Here is a 12,170-nt window from a genome sequence, read left to right on the forward strand (position 1 = left end):
GAAGCTGATTGATCGGCAAAGCAGACTGTTCCACACGACAGAGCGGGCAGGGAACCTCAAAAGGCTCCCTGCCCGCTCTGTTTGTTGGGGCCTACAGAGCCGCCGCTCAGCCAGCCAGCACTTAGCCAGCCGGCGCGGAACCCGGCCATCCGGCGGGTCCGGCCGAACCGGCGTCGTACTTTTCCAGCGGCACCGTGCCCCGCTGCCAGGCCTTCAGCACGGGCTCAAGAATCCGCCAGCAGTCCTCCGCCGTGTCGCCGCGCACCGAGAGTAACGGATCGCCGCTCAGGACGCCCTCCAGCACTTCGCCATAGGGCAGCAGCTCAGAAGCGCTGAGCTCCGCATTCAGCGTTGTCCGGCTCAGGCTGAAGATGCTGCCGGGGCCGTTGACGTCGACGTCGAACGCCAGGGTATCCGGTCCGAACCCGATCCGCAGCTGGTTGGGGGAGTCCACGCCGGTGAATCCTGCCGGCAGATGCGGGACAGGGCGGAACGTGACCACGGCTTCCTTGCGTTTCACCCCGAGGGCCTTGCCCGACCGCAGGATGAACGGGACCCCCTTCCAGCGCCAGTTGTCGATGTCCACCCGGACTTCCGCCAGGGTCTCTGTCCCGCGGGCTGCGTCCACCCCTTCTTCCTGCGCATAGTCCGGGACGCTCCGGCCGGCAATCGAACCCGCCGTATAGATGGCCCGGCGGGTGGAGTTCGCATACGGCGCGCTGATGCTGCTGGCGCGGAGCACGGCGGCGATGGCGTCCCGGAGGTCCCGCTCCCCGATGGTGGCCGGCGGCTCAATGGCCATCAGGGCCATGATCTGCAGCAGGTGGCTCTGGATCATGTCACGCAGGGCGCCGGCGTTGTCGTAATACCGCGCCCTTCCCTCCAGTGCCAGGTCCTCGTCGAAGATGATCTCGACCTTCTCCACATGCTCGCGGTTCCAGACGGGTTCCAGGAAATTGTTCGCAAAGCGCAGGCCCAGGATGTTGAGCACCGTCGCCTTGCCCAGGAAGTGGTCCACCCGGTGAATGTGGTCCTCCGGCACCAGCGCGGCGAGTGTGTGATTGAGGGAACGGGCCGAGGTTTCACTCGAGCCGAAGGGCTTCTCCATGACCAGCCGCGTTCCGGCCGGAACCTGGTCACTGTGCAGCGACTCGCAGGCCAGCTGGCTGACACGGGGAGGCAACGCAAAATAGATCGCGGTGGGGCCTTCCAGTCCGGCCAACAGTGCCGCGAGGGCTCCGTCCGCCGTAACATCAAGCTGGTGGTAAGCCGTGGCCTTAGCCATGGCGGTGAGGGCCTTTTTTCCAGCCGTGTCGGCGGCCTCCGCGGCGGGGGCAAAGGCCTCGTGGACCCTGGCCCGCCACTGGTCCGGCGTCCAGGCATCGGAGCCGGCGCCCACCAGGGCCAGGCCATCGGCGCGGCCGCTCGCCACCAGCCGGGCCAGTCCCGGGAGCAGGAGGCGGCCGGTCAGATCGCCTGAGGCACCCAGAATGAGCAGGGTTTTTACACTTGTTTGGCTGGTCACCCTGCCAGCATGCCATCCGGCAAGCCCGGCTTGGTACCCTAGATAGTCGAGTCCCCCCTGTAAATCCACTGAAAGAAGTGCGCGGCGCGTGTTCAATTCACTCTCTGACCGGTTGACAGCAACCTTCAAGAATCTCCGTGGCAAGGGCCGCCTCACTGAGGCCGACGTCGATGCCACAGTCCGGGAGATCCGCCGCGCCCTCCTGGATGCCGATGTCGCCGTGCCCGTGGTGCGTGAGTTTACGGCCCGCGTCCGCGAGCGTGCCCTCGGGGCAGAGGTATCGGGGGCGCTGAACCCCAGCCAGCAGATCGTCAAGATCGTCAATGAGGAACTCGTTGAGATTCTCGGTGGCGAGACCCGCCGGATCCGCCTGGCCAAGACCGGTCCCACCATCATCATGCTGGCCGGCCTCCAGGGTGCCGGTAAGACCACCCTGGCGGGCAAGCTCGCCAAATGGCTCAAGGCCCAAGGCCACAGCCCCCTGCTGGTGGCATGTGATCTCCAACGGCCCAATGCCGTCACCCAGCTCCAGGTTGTCGGCAACCGCGCCGGCGTGCCCGTTTTCGCGCCGCACCCCGGAGCCACTTCGGAACTGGAGCACCCGGCCGGTGACCCGGTCGCCGTCGCCCGCGCCGGCGTTGAGGAAGCGCGCCAGAAGCTGCACGACGTCGTGATTGTTGACACCGCCGGGCGCCTCGGTGTTGACGCCGAGATGATGGAGCAGGCGAGCGAGATCCGCCGCGCCATCGTCCCCAATGAAGTGCTGTTCGTGATCGACGCCATGATCGGGCAGGACGCCGTGAACACGGCTGTGGCGTTTGACGAGGGTGTGAACTTCACCGGAATCGTGCTGTCAAAGCTCGACGGCGACGCACGCGGCGGTGCCGCACTCTCGGTTGCGTCGGTCACCGGCAAGCCGGTTATGTTCGCCTCCACCGGCGAAGGCGTGGATGACTTTGAGCTGTTCCACCCGGACCGCATGGCCTCCCGCATCCTGGACATGGGTGACGTCCTCACCCTGATTGAGCAGGCCGAAAAGAACTGGGACAAGGACGAAGCCGCCCGGATGGCGAAGAAATTCGCCGACCAGGAAGACTTCACCCTGGATGACTTCCTCTCCCAGATGCAGCAGATCCGCAACATGGGCTCCATGAAGAAGATGCTCATGATGATGCCCGGCGCGCAGAACATCCGCGAGCAGCTGGAGAACTTTGACGAGCGCGAGATCGACCGTGTCGAAGCGATCGTGCGTTCCATGACGCCGCACGAACGCGTCGCCCCGAAGATCATCAACGGCTCCCGCCGGGCACGCATTGCCCGGGGTTCCGGCGTGCATGTCTCCGAGGTCAATGGCCTGCTGGAGCGCTTCGGCCAGGCCCAGAAGATGATGAAGAAGATGGCCCAGGGCGGCGGCATGCCCGGAATGCCCGGGATGCCTGGCATGGGCGGCCCCGGCGGTGCGCGGAAGGGCGGCAAGAACGCCCCGAAGAAGAAGGCCCGCTCAGGCAACCCTGCCAAGGCTGCCCAGGAGCTGAAGGACGCCGAGGCCCGGCGGGCCGGGGCAGCGAAGGCGCTCCCCACGGGGGCAGCGTTCGGCCAGCAGGGCGGCGACTTCGACCCGTCGCAGCTGAACCTGCCCAAGGGATTCGACAAGTTCCTCGGCAAGTAACCACCGCTCCCGACTGGGTAGCAGCAGGCGTCGTTGTGGGCACTCATAACGACACTGGCTGCTGCCCAATTGGGATGTCGGTGCCGTGGAATAGGGTTGGGTCATGTTCAAACAGCGGGTAGTGTTCGTGCACGGCGCCGGACCGTTCGGTGCCGCGGCGTGGCCCCGCCAGCACGGAATGGCCCTGACGTACGACGCCCTGTTCCTGCGGCGGCACGGCTTTGATCCCGTCGCTGAACCCGTGGAGTCCTCGTTCTCCGAAGATACCGCCATCATCCTGCGCTCACTTGCCGATGACGGTCGCGGGGCCGCCGGGGGCCATGTTGTTGCCCACGCCGAGGGCGCGATTGCGGCCATGATGGCTGCCGTCGAACGCCCCGATCTGGTGTTTTCCCTCACGCTGGTAGAACCGGCGTGTTTGTCCCTGACCGCCGAACTGCCGGCCACGGCCGCACACCGCGCCCTGATGCAACCGCTGTTCGACGTCCGGCACCAGCTCAGCGATGAAGACTTCCAGCGGGAGTTCGTGCGGCGAATGTTCGCGGCGGACCTGCAGGAGCCCGCCACGCCGGAGGAAAAGCGGTCGGCGCGCCGGCTCCGGTTGCAGGCGCCGTCCTGGGAGGCCCCGCTGCATATTGTTCCGGGCGTCCCCACGCTGGTCCTGACGGGTGGGTGGGAACCGCTCTACGAGGAGATCGCCGGATATCTGCAGGAAACCGGTGCCCTGCACCGCATCGCTGCGGGAGGACACCGGCCCCAGGACTCTGCCGAAGGTGACCGTGCCATCCGGTCCTTCATCGCCGACGTCGGCAGGTCACGCTCGGTTCAGGCTTCCTGAGCCGTCAGCTCCCGGCCGGGGTCCGAAGCTCGGGGAGGTAGACCTTGCCGCCGGCGGCCAGGAACTCCGCACTCTTTTCGCGCATCCCGCTGTAGGCCTCGGCGATGGCCGCCTGCGAATCGGCGGAACCGTATTCGTCCCTGATGTCCTGGCTGATCTTCATGGAGCAGAACTTCGGGCCGCACATGGAGCAGAAGTGGGCGGTTTTGGCCGGTTCGGCGGGCAGCGTCTCGTCATGGAAGGCCTCCGCCGTGACCGGGTCCAGGGACAGCGCGAACTGGTCGCGCCAGCGGAACTCGAACCTGGCCTTGGACAGGGCATCATCCCGTTCATGGGCGCCGGGGTGGCCTTTGGCAAGGTCTGCTGCGTGGGCGGCGATCTTGTACGTGATCACACCGGTCTTCACGTCGTCCTTGTTCGGGAGGCCTAGGTGTTCCTTGGGCGTGACGTAGCAAAGCATTGCCGTGCCGTACCGGGCGATTTCCGTGGCGCCGATGGCGGACGTGATGTGGTCATAGCCCGGGGCAATATCAGTAACCAGCGGCCCCAGGGTGTAGAACGGGGCGCCCTTGCAGAGCTCCTGCTGGCGTTCCACATTCTCCCGCACCAGATGGAACGGGACGTGCCCGGGACCTTCCACCATGACCTGCACATCGAATTCCCACGCCCGCTGGGTCAGTTCGGCCAGGGTGTCCAGCTCGGCGAACTGGGCGGCGTCGTTGGCGTCCGCCGTCGCTCCCGGGCGCAGTCCGTCGCCCAGGGAGAACGCGACGTCGTACTTGGCGAAGATCCGGCACAACTCGTCGAAGTGCGTGTACAGGAAGTTCTCCTGGTGGTGGGCCAGGCACCAGCCGGCCATGATCGCGCCGCCCCGGGAGACGATGCCGGTGACGCGGTTGGCCGTCAGCGGCACGTAACGCAGCAGCACGCCGGCGTGGATGGTCATGTAGTCCACGCCCTGCTCGCACTGCTCAATGACCGTGTCCCGGTAGATCTCCCACGTCAGGGCGTTGGCCTCGCCGTTGACCTTCTCCAGCGCCTGGTAGATGGGCACCGTACCGATGGGCACGGGAGAGTTGCGGATGAGCCATTCCCGGGTGGTGTGGATGTCATCGCCGGTGGACAGGTCCATCACCGTGTCAGCTCCCCACTGCGTGGCCCACTGGAGTTTGTCCACTTCCTCGGCGATGGAGCTGGTCACGGCCGAGTTGCCGATGTTGGCATTGATCTTCACCAGGAAGGCCTTGCCGATGATCATGGGTTCGGATTCCGGGTGGTTGATGTTGTTGGGGATGATGGCCCGGCCGGCCGCCACCTCGTTGCGGACCAGTTCCACGTCGCAATTTTCACGGAGGGCGATGAACTGCATCTCGGGGGTGATGACGCCCTGCCGCGCGTAGTGCATCTGGGTGACGGTCCGGCCGCCGACGGCGCGGCGGGGCACCGGCTGGGCGCCCTTCCACTCCGCAGAGGCTGCGCCGCGGCGCACGGCCGACTTGCCGTCGTCGAGCAGGTTCCGCTCCCGGCCGCTGTAGGGCTCGGTGTCTCCGCGGGCGGCGATCCACTCTGAGCGGAACGGGTTGAGGCCCACCACCGGATCGCTGCCCGGTCCCGCCGTGCGGTAGGTCCGGAAAGGCCCGTTCGCCTCGCCGTTTGGCGACGGTTCGAGGGCGATCTCGGTCACGGGAACCCGGATCCCGGTGGCCTCATCGTGGATAAACGCCAGCGAGTGGGACTTCAGTGACTGGGTTTCAGGCTGGAGCGTTTGATCCACGTCGGCATTTTGGGCAGGGATCAGCTGTGTTTCTTGTGTATTCAATGAATACTCACTTCCTTCGCCGGCATTACCCGGACAGGTTCAACGGTCGCAGGCTGCGTCAGCCCGATCTCAGCCCCTGCAAGGGCTCCCGTGTGGTCAAGTCGAAGCTACCACAGGCCGAGGGTGGATTGGTGACAGCAATCACGGGAAAGCGGTCGCAATCTGTCTGCTCCGCCACTTGAATCAAATTGAAGCTTCAAGTAAATTGGAGCCATAGCCGCCTTCCATCCGAAGGCCAACGGACCGGGAGTGTTCAAATGACTGCAGAAGCCACCAGCCGGGATCTCCTTCCCGCCGACCTCTCCATGGGCACCGTGATGCTGAAGGTGGGCGACATGAAGCTGATGACCGGCTACTACCAGCGTGCGCTCGGCCTTGAGGTCGTCGCGGAACAGGACGGCGGCGTCTATCTTGGCCGCCTTCAACGCCCGCTGGTCCATCTCGCGGCCGCCCCGTCCTTGAATCTGCCTGGCAGGGGAGAGGCCGGGCTGTTCCACACCGCACTGCTGTTTGACGACCAGGCTTCGCTGGCCGCCACGGTAGCCACCGCCGCCCAGTACGAACCCCGGTCCTTCACAGGCAGCGCCGACCACCTCGTCAGCGAGGCCTTCTACTTCAATGACCCCGAAGGCAACGGCATCGAACTGTACTGGGACAGGCCCCGCGAAAACTGGTCCTGGAACGGGAAGGATGTAGTGATGGACAGCCTGGCACTGCCGCCGCAGCGCTTCCTCGAGCAGCACCTGACCCAGGAATCCGTGGCCGGCCAGCGGGCCAGCGAAGCCGGAGTGGGCCACGTCCACCTCCAGGTGGGCGACGTCCAGTCAGCGCACGATTTCTACGTGGGCACGCTGGGCTTCGAAAAGACCGCCGGCTGGCACGGGCAGGCGCTGTTTGTCTCTGCGGGCCGGTATCACCACCACATGGCCATGAACGTCTGGAACAGCCGCGGAGCCGGTCCCCGCAAGGACACCCTGGGCCTCGGTGAAGTGCTCATCGAGGTCCCTTCCGGGGATGACGTCGGAGCGCTCGCCGACCGCCTGAAGGTCGCCGGTGTGGCCTCGCACCACACGGGCGCCGAGCTTCGCTTCGAGGACCCGTGGCGCAACAATATCCGTGTCGCCGTCCGCTGAGTGCGGATGCCAAATGTGCGGCCTGCCTTGTACTAGGCTGATTCTGAACGGCCGGGGCGGCACTTGCTGCTGCCCTTCCAGGCCGCACCGTCGACGGAATGAGGGCTGTTCCCATGGGCTTCACTGAAATTTTTGTTTCCACTCACGATGCCGCGCTGAAGCGGGCGGACGTCCTGGATGCAGGCGGCTCCCCGGCGGGCCAGGCCCTGCGGATTCCCGGAATCAGCGATTTCGAAATCGAGCAGCTTGGCGATCTTGCCGGCGTTGCGGTGCACGCCGGTGGCGCGGACTACGAACTGGCCATGGTTGACGTGGCCAGTGATTCCCTCCTCGGGGTCCCGCGTGCCATGGTGCGTGCGCTCGCCGACCTGCTCAGCTACGAGACTGAAGGCGAAGGCAATGTCCTGGACGACGTCGCTGAAAAGTGGGCCGCCCAGGATGACATGCCGTTCGGCGCAGCCGAGGCCCGGACGTATGTCCAGCAGTTCGCTGAGCTTGCCAACTCCGTCGATGACGCCGCACGCACCGGCGTGTATGTCTGGTCGTCGTAGGCCGGCCGTGGCCCGCCGGGTCCGCCCGGCTGCCCCATCCCGACGTGTCAAGTCGAAATCCGGACGCTGATCTGGCACAATAAACAGGTACTCGATCTGCGTGGCCCCTCTCTCCGCGTCCGGATCCTGTCCTTCGAACCCTCAAGTATGGCCCGCCCCACGGGTGCAGAACGTCGGTTCACCCCTTTTCTGAAACAGGAGTGACCACAAAAGTGGCCGTAAAGATTCGCCTTAAGCGCTTTGGCAAGATGCGCGCACCGTACTACCGCATCGTCGTCATGGACGCACGCTCCAAGCGTGACGGCCGTGCCATCGAAGAGATCGGCAAGTACCACCCCACCGAAGAGCCCTCATACATCGAGGTGGACACGGACCGTGCCCAGTACTGGCTCGGCGTCGGCGCACAGCCGTCCGAGCAGGTTGCCGCGATCCTGAAGATCACCGGTGACTGGCAGAAGTTCAAGGGCCTGCCGGGCCAGGAAGGCACCCTGAAGACCAAAGCTCCGAAGGCTGCCTTTGTTGCCCCGGAAAAGGGTTCCGTGATCATCCCGGAAGCCATCACCAAGAAGTCGAAGCAGTCTGACGCAGCCGAGGCCCCGGCCGAGGCAGAGACCACCGAGGCTGAGTAGATTGCTGGCAGAAGCGCTCGAACACCTCGTCCGGGGAATCGTTGATTCGCCGGAAGATGTCAAGGTCAGCTCGAAGAACAACCGCCGCGGGGACACCCTCGAGGTTCGTGTTCATCAGGATGACCTGGGACGGGTGATCGGCCGCCAGGGTCGCACCGCACGGGCATTGCGCACCGTTGTGGCGGCACTGGCAGACGGCGAGCCGGTCAGGGTCGACGTCGTCGACACCGACCGCCGCCGCTAAGCGCTCGGCAACATCAGTTTTTTGCTCCGGCCCTTCCACCAGCAACGGTGGAGGGGCCGGAGTGCTTTCACCACAAGACCGTGGAGAATCCACAACCGAAACAGAGGAACAGATGCAGCTTCAGGTGGCACGAATCGGCAAACCGCATGGAATCCGCGGCGAAGTGACGGTCCAGGTGCTGACCGACGCTCCGGGGGACCGGTTTGTTCCCGGTACCGAGTTTGTGGTGGAGCCTGCATCGGCTGGCCCGCTCATTGTTGAGGGTGCGCGCTGGAACAAGGACATCCTGCTGCTCGCATTCGAAGGAATCGAGACCCGCAACCAGGCAGAGACCCTGCGCGGCGCCAAGCTTTTCATCGAAACCGAAGAGCTGGACGAGGACGACGACGAAGGCTGGTACGAACACGAACTGGTAGGGCTCGAGGCGCGCGTCGGGTCGCAGGTGGTCGGCAAGATCGCCGCCCTGCACACCTTGCCCGTCCAGGACCTGCTCGTGGTTGAAACGCCGGACGGCAAGGAAATCCTTGTCCCGTTTGTGGAGCAGATCGTTCCGGAGGTCAATGTGGCCGAGGGTTTCGTTCTGCTGACGCCACCGGAGGGTCTCTTTGAGGTCAACGACGGCGAAGCCGGCCCCGGTGAAGCGGAGGAAAACGCGTAGATGAGAATCGACGTCGTCAGTATCTTCCCGGAGTACCTGGCGCCCCTGGAGCTCTCGCTCATAGGCAAGGCCCGCCAGGACGGCCTTTTGGACCTGCGCGTCCATGACCTGCGTGATTTCACCACCGACAAGCACCGCTCAGTGGACGACACCCCGTACGGCGGCGGCGCCGGCATGGTGATGAAGCCTGAGCCTTGGGCGCAGGCGTTGGCTGCCGTTGCCGCAGCTGCTGCTGTCGCCGGAGCCGGTGAAGCCGCAGGGGGCGCCGGGGCCACGGCGGCCGAGCCCGCCAAGCCGGTTTTGATTGTCCCGTCGCCGGCAGGGGAGCGCTTCAACCAGGCCCTGGCCCATGAGCTCGCAGAAGAGGACCGGCTGGTATTTGCCTGCGGCCGCTATGAGGGCATCGATGAGCGTGTCATCGAGTGGGCGGAAGAGCACTTCACGGTGCGCCCCATGAGCCTTGGTGACTATGTGCTGAACGGCGGCGAAGTGGCCGTTTTGGCCATGGTCGAAGCCATCGGCAGGCTGCTGCCGGGCGTTGTGGGCAACCCTGATTCCCTGGTGGAGGAGTCGCATTCGGACGGGCTGCTGGAATACCCCGTGTATACCAAGCCCGCCAGCTGGCGGGACCGGGATGTCCCGGCAGTGCTGCTGAGCGGCAACCACGGGAAGATCGCGCAGTGGCGCCGCCACGAGCAGTACCGGCGGACGGCGGAACGCCGTCCGGACCTGCTGGAAGCGTTCGACGCCGGGAAGCTGCCACGTGCCGACCGGACGGCTTTCGCCGACCTCGGGTACGACGTCGTCGACGGTCACCTCCTGGCGCGACGGCAGGCCGATACCAGCACGGACACCGGAACCGACGCCTCAACCTGAACCGGCGCGTCTGTGGTCCAAGGCGATTGGCTGTAGGCCCGCGAGTGTGGCAAAATTAGTCTTTGTGTCTGCTGGGTCCGCACCTGCCACAGGGGGAGCGCAACCAACAGCTGGACACCCCGGGACCTTCAATCAGTGAAGGAACCGGCCCCACTTAATTTTCGGCGGTAATTTCCGGTACTTCCGGGCTTGCCCGCCGTGACCCAAAGTGAATGACCTGTGGCGTTCACCAGGAGTGCAATTATGCATATTCTCGATTCCGTAGATGCAGCCTCGCTGCGCACCGATGTTCCTGTCTTCCGCGCGGGTGACACCCTCAAGGTTCACGTGAACATCATCGAAGGCAAGAACTCCCGTGTCCAGGTATTCCAGGGCTTCGTCCTGGGCCGCCACGGCGACGGTCTTCGCGAAACCTTCACCATCCGCAAGGTCTCCTTCGGCGTCGGTGTGGAGCGTACCTTCCCGGTGCACTCCCCGATCATTGACAAGATCGAAGTTGTCTCCAAGGGTGACGTGCGCCGCGCGAAGCTGTACTACATGCGCGACCTGCGCGGCAAGGCTGCGAAGATCAAGGAAAAGCGCGACTTCCAGCCCAAGAAGTAAGTCCCCAGGGACCTACAAAGCAGGCCCCAGCCGCACCAGGCCAGCGCCGGAGCCCTTCGCAACAGCGCCCCAGGAATACGGATCATGGACCAGACAAAACGCCAGCCCAGAAGAATGGGCTGGCGTTTTGCGTCCCTGGCAGTTCTCCTGGCCGTGGCTATCAGCGGGCTGGTCCGTTCCCTGTGGCTGGATGTCTATTACATACCGTCCGAATCCATGGAGCCGGTCCTTGCGAACGGGGACCGCATCCTGGTCTCCAGGACAGACTTCCATGCCGAACCCATCCGTCGGGGCGACATTGTGATCTTCGACGGCAGGGGTTCCTTTGCTCCCCTGCACAGTGGGAAGGGCCTCCTTGTGGATTCCCTGGCAGTGGCCGGGCAGTGGCTAGGCCTGGCCGGCAGTGACACCACGTACGTCAAACGTGTCATCGGCATGCCGGGGGACACCGTGGTTTGCTGCGATGCCGACGGAAAGATCACCGTCAACGGCCGGGCACTCAACGAGCCGTATCTGTTCGACGGAGACAGCCCAAGCGTGCAAGTCTTCAGCGCCGTGGTGCCCGACGGAAGACTTTGGCTGCTCGGTGACCACCGCTCGGCGTCCGCTGATTCGCGCAGCCTGCTCGGTGCGCCCGGCGGAGGCATGGTGCCAATGGACCGTGTCATCGGCAGGCCGGTCCAGATCGTTTGGCCACTTGATAGATTTGCTGCAGTACTACGGCCGCCAGCGGCAGGATCAACAACAGAGGACGGACAGTAAATGCCCGAGAACAATCCCCGGACACCTGAGCCGCCTCGCGACGGCGCCCACGGTGCCGACACCGACGGTATGTCCGCCAATGCGATTTCCGGCGACGGCACATCCGACGGCGTGGCGGATGGCAGCCCGTCGGCGCCACAGTCCGGTAGGCGATCCGCGGCACCGACTTCCGAGCCCGCCGCCCCCAGCCAGCTCTTTGTCTGGCTGAAGGAGGTTGCCACGGTAGTGGTGATCGCCGTGGTGCTGTCCTTCCTGATCAAGACGTTCCTGTTCCGCGCGTTCTATATTCCGTCCGAGTCCATGGTCAGCACCCTGGACGTCAACGACCGCATCTTCGTGAACCTGCTGGTTCCGGAGCCGTTTTCCCTCTCACGCGGCGACGTTGTGGTCTTCCGTGACACCAAGGGCTGGCTGAGCACCGCACCGGAGGAACCGAATGGACCTTTCACCTGGGTCCAGGACGGCCTGACATTTGTGGGACTGCTGCCGGACAACTCCGAGCAGCACCTCGTCAAACGTGTCATCGGGCTTCCCGGTGACAAAGTGATCTGCTGCGACGACGGCGGTAAACTGACCATCAACGGATCTCCTATGGATGAAACCTATGTCAACGGGGCTGAGGAACCGCAGATCCGTGCATTCGACGTCGTTGTTCCGGAAGGAAAGGTCTGGGTCATGGGCGATAACCGGAATCACTCCGCGGATTCGCGCTCGCACCTGGAATCCAATGGCGGATTCGTCGACCTCGTGGACGTAGAGGGCAAAGCCGCCGTCATCGCATGGCCGCTGAACCGGATCACTGTCCTTGACAATTATCCGGCCGTCTTCCGGAACGTGCCTGCGGGAGGCTAGGGGTGTCCGCA

Annotated in this window: 13 protein-coding genes and 1 riboswitch; of the genes, 11 read left to right on the forward strand and 2 right to left on the reverse strand. The window is 64.7% G+C overall.

Annotated elements, in window-relative coordinates:
• Window positions 1-121: 121 nt before the first annotated feature.
• Entirely contained in the window at window positions 122-1,525 is a 1,404-nt protein-coding gene (locus MUN23_RS17885; RefSeq protein WP_248760149.1) for a glucose-6-phosphate dehydrogenase, read from the reverse strand.
• Between the two features lie 88 nt (window positions 1,526-1,613).
• On the opposite strand from MUN23_RS17885, the gene ffh reads away from it, so the two are divergent.
• Entirely contained in the window at window positions 1,614-3,194 is a 1,581-nt protein-coding gene (ffh, locus tag MUN23_RS17890) for a signal recognition particle protein (protein ID WP_056349117.1), read from the forward strand.
• Between the two features lie 103 nt (window positions 3,195-3,297).
• Window positions 3,298-4,032 carry an alpha/beta hydrolase gene (locus MUN23_RS17895; RefSeq protein WP_248760151.1) on the forward strand — a complete coding sequence of 245 codons (735 nt, stop codon included), beginning with the start codon at window positions 3,298-3,300 and terminating at the stop codon, window positions 4,030-4,032.
• Window positions 4,033-4,036: 4 nt separating this feature from the next.
• On the opposite strand, the gene thiC is transcribed toward MUN23_RS17895, so the two are convergent.
• A complete protein-coding gene (gene thiC / locus MUN23_RS17900) occupies window positions 4,037-5,806 on the reverse strand; it encodes a phosphomethylpyrimidine synthase ThiC (protein ID WP_305886569.1) in 1,770 nt (589 codons plus the stop codon).
• Window positions 5,807-5,845: 39 nt separating this feature from the next.
• Window positions 5,846-5,953, reverse strand: a riboswitch (TPP riboswitch).
• A gap of 155 nt (window positions 5,954-6,108) precedes the next feature.
• Between thiC and MUN23_RS17905 the strand changes: the two genes are divergently transcribed.
• From MUN23_RS17905 to lepB (MUN23_RS17945), 9 genes are all read left to right on the forward strand, one after another.
• Window positions 6,109-6,984 carry a VOC family protein gene (locus tag MUN23_RS17905; RefSeq protein WP_248760153.1) on the forward strand — a complete coding sequence of 292 codons (876 nt, stop codon included), beginning with the start codon at window positions 6,109-6,111 and terminating at the stop codon, window positions 6,982-6,984.
• A 113-nt stretch (window positions 6,985-7,097) separates the two neighbouring features.
• Window positions 7,098-7,535: a hypothetical protein gene (locus tag MUN23_RS17910; protein WP_248760155.1), complete on the forward strand. Its 438-nt coding sequence runs from the start codon at window positions 7,098-7,100 to the stop codon at window positions 7,533-7,535.
• Window positions 7,536-7,747: 212 nt separating this feature from the next.
• Window positions 7,748-8,164, forward strand: coding sequence for a 30S ribosomal protein S16 (gene rpsP / locus MUN23_RS17915; RefSeq protein ID WP_056349101.1), 417 nt, complete (start codon window positions 7,748-7,750; stop codon window positions 8,162-8,164).
• Between the two features lies 1 nt (window position 8,165).
• Window positions 8,166-8,408: an RNA-binding protein gene (locus tag MUN23_RS17920; protein WP_056349097.1), complete on the forward strand. Its 243-nt coding sequence runs from the start codon at window positions 8,166-8,168 to the stop codon at window positions 8,406-8,408.
• Between the two features lie 112 nt (window positions 8,409-8,520).
• Window positions 8,521-9,066, forward strand: a complete 546-nt coding sequence (rimM, locus tag MUN23_RS17925) for a ribosome maturation factor RimM (protein ID WP_248764129.1) — start codon at window positions 8,521-8,523, stop codon at window positions 9,064-9,066.
• Window positions 9,067-9,942: a tRNA (guanosine(37)-N1)-methyltransferase TrmD gene (gene trmD / locus MUN23_RS17930; RefSeq protein ID WP_248760156.1), complete on the forward strand. Its 876-nt coding sequence runs from the start codon at window positions 9,067-9,069 to the stop codon at window positions 9,940-9,942.
• Between the two features lie 243 nt (window positions 9,943-10,185).
• Complete coding sequence (gene rplS / locus MUN23_RS17935) at window positions 10,186-10,545, forward strand: 50S ribosomal protein L19 (protein ID WP_056349088.1); 360 nt, start codon at window positions 10,186-10,188, stop codon at window positions 10,543-10,545.
• Window positions 10,546-10,629: 84 nt separating this feature from the next.
• On the forward strand, window positions 10,630-11,307 hold the full coding sequence (gene lepB, locus MUN23_RS17940) for a signal peptidase I (RefSeq protein ID WP_248760158.1): 678 nt from the start codon (window positions 10,630-10,632) through the stop codon (window positions 11,305-11,307).
• Window positions 11,308-12,159, forward strand: a complete 852-nt coding sequence (lepB, locus tag MUN23_RS17945; RefSeq protein ID WP_248760160.1) for a signal peptidase I — start codon at window positions 11,308-11,310, stop codon at window positions 12,157-12,159.
• Window positions 12,160-12,170 lie beyond the last annotated feature (11 nt).

It is taken from the genome of Pseudarthrobacter sp. SSS035, from assembly GCF_023273875.1.
In the GTDB taxonomy this organism is placed as follows: domain Bacteria; phylum Actinomycetota; class Actinomycetes; order Actinomycetales; family Micrococcaceae; genus Arthrobacter.

Excerpts from the sequence above, each read along its gene's own strand:
- MUN23_RS17905 (WP_248760153.1), top strand. The coding sequence starts at position 6,109 with ATGACTGCAGAAGCCACCAGCCGGGATCTCCTTCCCGCCGACCTCTCC.
- rplS (WP_056349088.1), top strand. The coding sequence starts at position 10,186 with ATGCATATTCTCGATTCCGTAGATGCAGCCTCGCTGCGCACCGATGTT.
- lepB (WP_248760158.1), top strand. The coding sequence starts at position 10,630 with ATGGACCAGACAAAACGCCAGCCCAGAAGAATGGGCTGGCGTTTTGCG.
- trmD (WP_248760156.1), top strand. The coding sequence starts at position 9,067 with ATGAGAATCGACGTCGTCAGTATCTTCCCGGAGTACCTGGCGCCCCTG.
- lepB (WP_248760160.1), top strand. The coding sequence starts at position 11,308 with ATGCCCGAGAACAATCCCCGGACACCTGAGCCGCCTCGCGACGGCGCC.
- MUN23_RS17910 (WP_248760155.1), top strand. The coding sequence starts at position 7,098 with ATGGGCTTCACTGAAATTTTTGTTTCCACTCACGATGCCGCGCTGAAG.
- rimM (WP_248764129.1), top strand. The coding sequence starts at position 8,521 with ATGCAGCTTCAGGTGGCACGAATCGGCAAACCGCATGGAATCCGCGGC.
- MUN23_RS17895 (WP_248760151.1), top strand. The coding sequence starts at position 3,298 with ATGTTCAAACAGCGGGTAGTGTTCGTGCACGGCGCCGGACCGTTCGGT.